Source organism: Cryobacterium lactosi (assembly GCF_004403945.1).
Classification (GTDB): domain Bacteria; phylum Actinomycetota; class Actinomycetes; order Actinomycetales; family Microbacteriaceae; genus Cryobacterium; species Cryobacterium lactosi.
This window is the reverse complement of the sequence record NZ_SOHM01000032.1, coordinates 25,867-34,323: the sequence shown is the minus strand read 5'-3', so window position 1 is coordinate 34,323 and position 8,457 is coordinate 25,867. Positions and strand designations below refer to the sequence as shown.

At 67.6% G+C, this 8,457-nt stretch carries 7 protein-coding genes; 4 read left to right on the top strand and 3 right to left on the bottom strand.

Annotated features, from left to right (window positions below; all coding sequences use genetic code 11):
• Window positions 1-211 precede the first annotated feature (211 nt).
• The 3 genes from E3T61_RS16230 to fucO all read left to right on the top strand — a co-directional run bounded on the left by E3T61_RS16230 (window position 212) and on the right by fucO (window position 3,333).
• A complete protein-coding gene (locus E3T61_RS16230) occupies window positions 212-709 on the top strand; it encodes a MarR family winged helix-turn-helix transcriptional regulator (protein ID WP_134641898.1) in 498 nt (165 codons plus the stop codon).
• Between the two features lie 5 nt (window positions 710-714).
• Window positions 715-2,100, top strand: coding sequence for an MFS transporter (locus tag E3T61_RS16225; RefSeq protein ID WP_134641897.1), 1,386 nt, complete (start codon window positions 715-717; stop codon window positions 2,098-2,100).
• A gap of 81 nt (window positions 2,101-2,181) precedes the next feature.
• Entirely contained in the window at window positions 2,182-3,333 is a 1,152-nt protein-coding gene (gene fucO, locus E3T61_RS16220) for a lactaldehyde reductase (RefSeq protein WP_134641896.1), read from the top strand.
• A gap of 56 nt (window positions 3,334-3,389) precedes the next feature.
• Here fucO and E3T61_RS16215 read toward each other — a convergent pair whose 3' ends face one another.
• From E3T61_RS16215 to E3T61_RS16205, 3 genes are all read right to left on the bottom strand, one after another.
• Complete coding sequence (locus E3T61_RS16215; protein ID WP_134641895.1) at window positions 3,390-4,850, bottom strand: rhamnulokinase; 1,461 nt, start codon at window positions 4,848-4,850, stop codon at window positions 3,390-3,392.
• 42 nt (window positions 4,851-4,892) lie between these two features.
• Window positions 4,893-6,059 (bottom strand): L-rhamnose isomerase, encoded by a 1,167-nt coding sequence (rhaI, locus tag E3T61_RS16210; protein WP_134641894.1) that lies wholly within the window; start codon window positions 6,057-6,059, stop codon window positions 4,893-4,895.
• A gap of 110 nt (window positions 6,060-6,169) precedes the next feature.
• Window positions 6,170-6,811, bottom strand: a complete 642-nt coding sequence (locus E3T61_RS16205; protein ID WP_134641893.1) for a class II aldolase/adducin family protein — start codon at window positions 6,809-6,811, stop codon at window positions 6,170-6,172.
• Window positions 6,812-7,067: 256 nt separating this feature from the next.
• Here E3T61_RS16205 and E3T61_RS16200 point away from each other — a divergent pair, with 256 nt between their 5' ends.
• Entirely contained in the window at window positions 7,068-8,396 is a 1,329-nt protein-coding gene (locus E3T61_RS16200; RefSeq protein WP_241992628.1) for an MFS transporter, read from the top strand.
• Window positions 8,397-8,457 lie beyond the last annotated feature (61 nt).

Sequence of the window (8,457 nt, the reverse complement as noted above, 5' to 3'; positions counted from 1 at the left end):
CGCTACGCCAGGCAACCCAAGCCCCCGGCCCTACCGGGCCGGGCCTGCATCAACGACCCCCGCAAGAAACCCAAACCCAACCTGTCTCAAACAGGTTGACAAATACCGCACACCGGACGCAATTGTCCGTTTCGGCACCAGTTGTGGCGGCCAGGCGAGATTCGATCGCGCCGGAATCATTAGCATGGCTAATTTGTTAGGCTAAGTAATCATGTCTGAGAGTCTCACTGCGCCCACTTCCCCCGCACCCGCGCCCGCATCCGCACCCGTTGCCCCGCACCCCAAGCGGCGCACGGTCGCCGAGCTGAGCCATGATTTCAGGCTCGCGAACGGCCGACTGGCCCGCCGGGTGCGTCAGGAGCAGGCCGACAACGAACTCACCAGCGGCCAGTTCTCGGCCCTCGGTGCGGTCTTCAGGCTCGGCCCGATGACCCTGAGCGCGCTCAGCGAGGAGGAGAGGGTGACCCCGCCCTCGATGAATCGCACGGTCAACGCGCTGGTCGAAGCCGGCCTGGTCAACCGGGCCGGCTCGGCCGAGGACGGCCGCAAGGTCGTGCTCACGGTCACAGACACCGGGATGACCCTGGTGCGCGAGACTCGCAGGCGCCGGGACGACTGGATCGCCACCCGCATCCTCAAACTCACCCCTGAGCAGCGCCAGACTCTGGCCGCCGCCACCGAAATCATGAAGGAGCTCGCCAACAGTTGAGTGCAATGTTCCGCTCTATGAGCGTGGTCAATTACCGGATCTGGTTCGCCGGCGCCCTGGTGTCCAATGTGGGCACCTGGATGCAGCGCACGGCCCAGGACTGGATTGTGCTGACCCAGCTCACCGACTACAACGCCACCGCGGTGGGCATCGTGATGGCCCTGCAGTTCGGGCCGCAGCTCGTGCTGATGCCCTGGTCCGGCCTCATCGCCGACAGGTTCGACCGGCGCAAGCTGCTCATGCTGACCCAGTCACTGATGGGTGGCCTCGCCCTCGGGCTGGGCCTGATCACCGTCACCGGCGTCGTCGAACTCTGGCACGTCTACCTCTTCGCCCTCGGTCTGGGCATCGTGGCCGCCATCGACGCCCCCGCCCGTCAGACCTTCGTCTCCGAGCTCGTTCCCGACGACAGCCTCTCCAACGCCGTGGCGCTCAACTCGGCCTCGTTCAACGGTGCGCGGCTGATCGGCCCCGCCGCGGCCGGCCTGCTCACCGTCGCCGTCGGAGCCGGCTGGGTGTTCATGATCAACGCCGTCACCTTCGCCTTCACGGTGTTCGCCATGACCCTCTTACGCACCAAGCAGTTGCGCAAGCAGCAGCGGGCGCCGCGCGAACGCGGCCAGCTCATGGCCGGCTTCCGTTATGTCTGGCATCGGCCTGACATCGTCGCGGTGCTGATCACGGTGTTCCTGGTGGGCACCTTCGGCTTCAACTTCGCCATCTTCACCTCGACCATGGCCACGGTTGAGTTCGGCATGGGGGCCAGCGAGTTCGGCATCCTCAGCTCGATCATGGCCGTGGGCAGCGTGGCCGGCGCCCTGCTCTCCGCCCGGCGCAGCCGACCCCGGATGCGACTCGTGGTCGGCGGGGCCTTCTTCTTCGGCCTGACCTGCGCGATCGCCGCCGTGATGCCCAGCTATCTCACCTTCGCGATCTCGCTCGCGTTCGTCGGGCTCACCTCCCTGACCCTGATGACCACGGCGAACGCCTACGTGCAGACCACCACCGAACCGGCCATGCGCGGCCGGGTGATGGCCCTGTACATGGCCATCTTCGCCGGCGGCACCCCGCTCGGCGCCCCTCTGGTCGGCTGGGTCGCCGACCAGTACGGCCCGCGGTGGGCGATCGGCGTCGCCGCCGCCTCCGGCCTCATCGCGGCCGCCGCCGTGATGTTCTGGATGGTGCGCTACCAGCGCCTGCGCGTGCGCATCCGGCCGCGCACCGCACCGCGCGGGGCACCCAGGCTGCGGGTACGGCACAGCGGTGACGGCCATCCGCTCACCTCGGCCATCCGCACGGTCACGACCAAGGCCGACAGCGCCAGGCACGACCGGGACCGGGAGACCGCCACCCGCGAGATCGCCGTGGTCGAGGCCACCAGCCCGCGCTGAATCCCGCCGCGCTTCCGGGAGTAGACTTCGATCACTGAAACGATTCAATTATCGGTGTCGAAGATAAGGAAGTCACGACAAATGAGCAATCGAATGATCTGGAACCAGACCGCGCACTTCGGTGCGGGAGCGATCAGGGAGATCCCCGGGGAACTCGCCAGCCGGGGCTTCACCAAGGCCTTCGTGGTGTCCGACCAGGTGCTCGTCGACACAGGCGTGACCGGCCGGGTCACCGGCCTGCTCGATGCCGCCGGTTTCGCCTACGAGGTCTACTCCGACGTCACCCCCAACCCGCCGATCGAGGCCGTGCAGAAGGGTGTGGCCGCTTTCGCCGCCTCGGGCGCCGACGTGCTGATCGGCATCGGCGGCGGTTCGCCGCAGGACACCTGCAAGGCGATCGGCATCATCACCACCAACCCCGAGTTCGCCGATGTGCGCAGTCTCGAGGGCGTCGCCGCGACGAAGCTGCCCTCGGTGCCGATCATCGCGGTGCCCACCACCGCCGGTACCGCCTCGGAGACCACCATCAACTACGTCATCACCGACGTCGAGCGGTCCCGCAAGTTCGTCTGCGTCGACCCGCACGCGATCCCGGTGGTCGCCGTGGTCGACTCCGAGATGATGTCCAGCGCCCCGCGCTCGCTCAAGGTCGCCACCGGCCTGGATGCCCTCACGCACGCCATCGAGGGCTACACCACCAAGGGCGCCTGGGAGCTTTCCGACCTGTTCCACCTCAAGGCCATCACGACCATCGCCCAATCGCTTCGCGCCGCGGCCGACGGCGACCCGGAGGCGGCCGACCGGATGGCCCTCGCCCAGTACATCGCCGGCATGGGTTACTCCAACGTGGGTCTCGGCCTCGTGCACGGCATGGCCCACCCGCTCGGCGCGTTCTACAACGCCCCGCACGGTGTTGCCAACGGCATCCTGCTCGCCCCGGTGATGGCCTTCAACGCGGATGCCACCGGGGAGCGATTCCGTGACATCGCGGTGGCCTTCGAGGTGGCCGGCGCCGCCGACCTGCCCCTGGCCGAAGCGCGCACCGCTGCCGTGGAGGCCGTGTCAGCGTTCACCCGGGCGTTGGGCAACCCCACCACGCTGCGAGAGATCGGCGCCAAGGAAGCCGACCTGCCGGCGCTTGCGCAGGCCGCGTTCGACGACGTCTGCACCGGCGGCAACCCGCGCGACGTGACGGTCGAGCAGATCCTGGCGCTGTACACGTCGATCTACTAGACCCACCACCAACCAGAAAGCGCCCGGCCCGCGAGGGCCGGGCGCTTTCCGCATGTCTACCGGCGAACCAGTGACCGGGCCGGGAGGTACCGCTCGGGCACGAAGGAGCGGGCCACGAGGGCGCGCAGTTCCTCAAGGGACCCGGTGACGAGCCCCTGGGCGCGGGCCTGGATCAACACATTGCCGATCGCCGTGGCTTCGACCGGGCCGGCCAGTACGGGCAGGCCCAGGCGGTCGGCCGTGAGCTGACAGAGCAGGCGGTTCTGCGAGCCGCCGCCGACGATGTGCACCTCGCGCACGGTCTTCCCTGAAAGCAGGCTCGCGTGCTGCACGCCGCGGGCGAACGCATCCGCGAGGCTTTCGAGGATGCTGCGCACCATCTCGGCCTTGGTGCGAGGCGAGGCGAGGCCGTTCTCGACGCAGCACGCGCGGATGCGGGTCGGCATATCCCCGGGGGCCAGGAAGCGCTGGTCGTCGGCGTCGAACACCGCGACGGGGTCGGTGACGGCCGCGGCTTCCCGCAACAGGTCGGCGAGGACGATCGAGTGGCCCTCGGCTTCCCAACTGCGAATGGCTTCGCTGAGCAGCCACAGCCCCATCACGTTGTGCAGGTAGCGCACCCGGCCGTCCACACCTCCCTCGTTGGTGAAGTTCGCCGCCCGGCTCGCCGCGCTGAGCACCGGCCCGTCGAGTTCGACGCCCACCAGCCCCCAGGTTCCGCAGGAGATATAGGCGAAGTCCTCATCGGTGGCCGGCACCGCGACGACGGCGGAGGCCGTGTCGTGCGATCCAACGGCCGTGACCGCGATCGGGCTGGCGGCGCGCAGCTCCGCGACGACGCTCGGCAGCAGGCTGCCGATCCGGCTGCCGGCGTTGACCAGCGGCGGGAACAGGCTGCGGTTGAAGCCGAGCCGGCTGATCAGGGGCTCGTTCCAGTCACCGGTGCGCACATCGAGCAGCCCCGTCGTGGAGGCGTTGGTGCGCTCGGCTGCGCTGACCCCGGTGAGCCAGTAGTTGAGCAGGTCGGGAACGAGCAGGAACTGGTCGGCCAGGCCGAGGGTGCCCGCATCCTGGTCGGCGGCCAGCTGGTAGAGCGAGTTGAACGGCAGGAACTGCAGCCCGTTCGCCTCGTAGAGCTCGCCGGGGGCGGCGATGCCGTGCAAAGTGTCGACGGCCGGCCGGGTGCGGTCGTCGCGGTAGTGGTACGGCACCTGCAGCATTCGACCCTGGTGCAGCAGCGCGTAGTCCACGGCCCAGGAATCCACCCCGATACTGACCAGCCCGGGTTCCTCGGCGACAGCCGTCGTGAGCCCGGCCAGCACGTTCCGGTACAGCTCCGAGATGTTCCAGTGCAGCGAGACCCGGCCGTTTTCGTTGACCGGGGTGGGCCCGTTGGGGAAGCGTGCCACCGAGCGCAGGCGCAGCTCGTTCCGCCCGACGTGGCCGAGCATCACCCGGCCGCTGGTGGCGCCGAGGTCGACGGCCGCGACAATCGCGTGCGGCATCAGTTTCGTCATGGGGGTCTCTCTGTTCGATGGTGCGGACGTGCGGGTGGCGGGTCAGGCGCCCCAGCTGGCCTGCTGGCCGCCGACCCGGTCGGCCGAGATCGTCTCCTGGTAGCCGGATGCCGCGTAGGCGGCCATCGGGTCGCCGGCCAGCCCGCGAGATTCGCGCCAGGCGGCCAGATCGGGGCGTACGTCGGCGTAGAAGGCGTCCATCAGGATGCCGTTGGCCCCGAGCACGTCCTCGTTGGCCTGCGCCGCGGCGAGCGCGTCGGTGTCCACCATCAGTGCGCGGGCGGTCATCTCCTGCACATTGAGCACCGAGCGGATCTGTCCCGGGATCTTCTCCTCCACGTTGTGGCACTGGTCGAGCATGAACGCCACGGTGGAGTCGGGTCCGAAGCCGCCACCGCGGATGACCTCGTAGAGGATCCGGAACAGCTGGAACGGGTCGGCCGCGCCGACGATGAGGTCGTCGTCGGCGTAGAAGCGGGAGTTGAAGTCGAACGAGCCGAGCTTCCCCAGGCGCAGCAGCTGGGCGACGATGAACTCGATGTTGGTGCCCGGGGCGTGGTGGCCGGTGTCCAGGCAGACCATTGCCCGGTCGCCGAGCGCCGAGACCTGCGCGTAGGAGGTTCCCCAGTCGGGCACATCGGTGTGATAGAAAGCGGGCTCGAAGAACTTGTACTCCAGCACCAGGCGCTGCTCCGCGCCGACTCGGGCGTAGATCTTCGCGAGCGACTCGGCGAGGCGGTCCTGCCGGCCGCGAATATCGCCCTGGCCGGGGTAGTTGGTGCCGTCGGCTAGCCAGACCTTGAGGTCGCGGGAGCCGGTGGCATCCATCACGTCGATGCACTCGAAGTGGTGGTCGATGGCCTTCTGCCGCACGGCCGGGTCGAGGTGGGTGAGACTGCCGAACTTGTAGGCGTCGTCCTGGAAGGTGTTCGAATTGACCGTGCCGAGCTTCACGCCGTGGTCCTCGGCAAAGCGGCCGAGCTCGTCGTAGTCGTCCACCTTGTCCCAGGGGATGTGCAGCGCGACGCTCGGGGAGAGCGCGGTGTACTTGTGCACCTGGGCGGCATCCGCGATCTTCTCCTGCGGGGTGCGCGGGGTGCCGGGGGTGCCGAACACCTTGAACCGGGTGCCCGAATTGCCGAACGCCCAGGAGGGCAGCTCGATGGCCTGGCTTTCCAGGAGGAGCAGGGTTTCTGCGTTTACCGTCATGGGTCACTTCTCTGGGGATCGTGTCGGTTCAAAGCTTTGAATCGGCTGGTGGTGAATCGGCTGACGCGTGGCAGGCGGCCCCGGTCCGGGGCCGCTCCGCGTGGTGCGGGCTAGGGCAGACGGGCGCCCTCGGGGATCACGATGTTCTCGAGCTGCAGGATGTTCGGGGTGCCGAGGGCCAGGGCGCCGTGCAGCACCTGGGCGTTCGCCTCGACCGCAACGGCGACCTTGAACGCGCCGGCGACATCCTCGCCGACCGAGATCATGCCGTGGTTGCCCCACACGACGGCGTTGGTGTCGTCGCCCATCAGGGCGGCGCTCAGTTCGCCGAAATCGGTGTTGGTGGAGAACTCGAACGGCATGATCCGCACGGCGCCCTTGGCGTAGAGCACCATGTTCAGCAGCACCGGGTCGATGGTCTTGCCGACGGCGCCGAACATGTTGGCCCAGGGCGATTCGGTGTGCACAATGGCGTTGATGTCCGGGCGACGGCGGTAGTGCGCGAGGTGCACATCCGTCTCGGTGGAGGGGAAGAGGTCACCCTCGATGACGACGCCGTCGTAGCCCACGACGACCATCTGGTCGACGGTGAGAACGTCGTAGCGGATGCCCGACGGCGTGATCACGATGGCCTCGTGCTCCGGCAACCTGATCGAGATGTTGCCCTGGGTGTTGAAGTTCAGCCCCGTACGGACCGACTCTTTGCACCAGTAGAGAATCTCTTCGCGAAGCGACTGACTTGCCCTGCTCATGGAAAACCTTCTTCATCTTGATTGAATCGTTTCAACTAGGGCGAGCATAGCCCCGGAATGCTCGACGCGTCAATTCGGTCCGGAGGCCGCTGCGGACCCGCGGTTAGGCGTGGGAGCGATGGGGGCGTAGTCTGCAACGGCATCCATTGAATCGTTTCATTGGATTTCGGATGCCGCGCCTCCGCGCACCGCATCGCGTCCTCATTGTTGAGGCACGGGCCTCTGCATCAATGACGACAGCAAAGGAGGACCATTCGTGGTCCGATTGGGAAAAAAGAGCATCACCGCGCGAACGGCCATGGTCTCCGTGGCCATGTCCAACTACATCGAGGCGGGATCGATCATCGCCATCGCGACCAGCCTGTCGCTGTGGCAGACGGAGTTCGGCATCGACGACTTCGCCGTCGGCCTGTTGGCGGCGCTCAGCGCTAACGCCTTCGGGGCCGCCGCCGGCGCGCTGCTCGGCGGCCCGCTCTGCGACAAGTACGGCCGCAAGTTCATCTACACCTACGACCTGATCCTCTACATGATCGGTGTAGCACTGGCCGTCTTCGCCGGCAGCTACTGGATGCTGCTGCTCGCCTTCATCATCACCGGCATCGCCGTCGGTGCCGGCGTTCCGGCCTCGTGGACCTATCTGTCCGAGCAGGCCCCGGCCGGCGAGCGTGCGAAGCACGTCGGCGCCGCCCAGCTGGCCTGGTCGTTCGGTCCACTGATCGGCTTCCTGCTCGCCGTGCTCGTCGAGCCGCTCGGCCTCCTCGGCAGTCGGCTCATCTTCGCCCAGCTCTTCGTGGTCGCCTTCATCACCTGGTACATGCGCCAGGGACTGCCGGAGACCGAGATCTGGAAGGAATCGAACGCCGCGGCCACGTCGACCTCGCTCCTGGCCGGAGTGCGCCAGCTCTTCAGTAAGAAGGCCAACATCACCGCGATCTTCTTCCTCATCGGCGTGTACTCCTTCTGGAACATCGTCGCCGGCCAGGCCGGGATCTTCATGCCGCGGGTCTATGCCGCGGCGGGCGTGGAGAGCGCGACAGAGCAGTACCTACTGCAGGCCCTGGTCTGGGGGCTCACCGTCGTCACGACCTACTTCGGCTTCATGAAACTGGCCGACAAATACAACCGGCGCAACCTGTACATCGTGGGATCGGTGCTGGGCATCGCGGCCTGGGGCGTTCTGGTCTTCGCCGAACCGACCATGCCCGCGCTGCTGTCCTTCGCGGTACTGTGGGGCGTGGCCGCCGGCATCGGCGCGCAGGCGTTCTACGGCTTGTGGGCCAGTGAGCTCTTCGCCACGCAGTACCGGGCCAGCGCCCAGGGCATCCTATTCTTCGTTGCCCGCATCATGGTGGGCCTGCTGAGCATGGTCTTCCCGATCCTGCTGACCTCAATCGGCGTGCCGTGGCTCGGCCTCATTCTGATCGGCTTCCTCACCGTGTCGCTGGTCGTCGGCGCCATCTGGGCGCCGCGCACCCAGGGCAAGTCGTTGCAGGCCATCGAGAGGGAACGGTACCCGGAAGACTTCCCGGCCGACCACGTCGCCGGGGCGCCCGGAGCCAAACGCGAGCCGGTGCGCGCGCCGTAGACCGCTCTGGCGCGGCCCGTCGTGACCTCACCGGTCGCGGCGGGCCTTGTCGCTTGCGCGG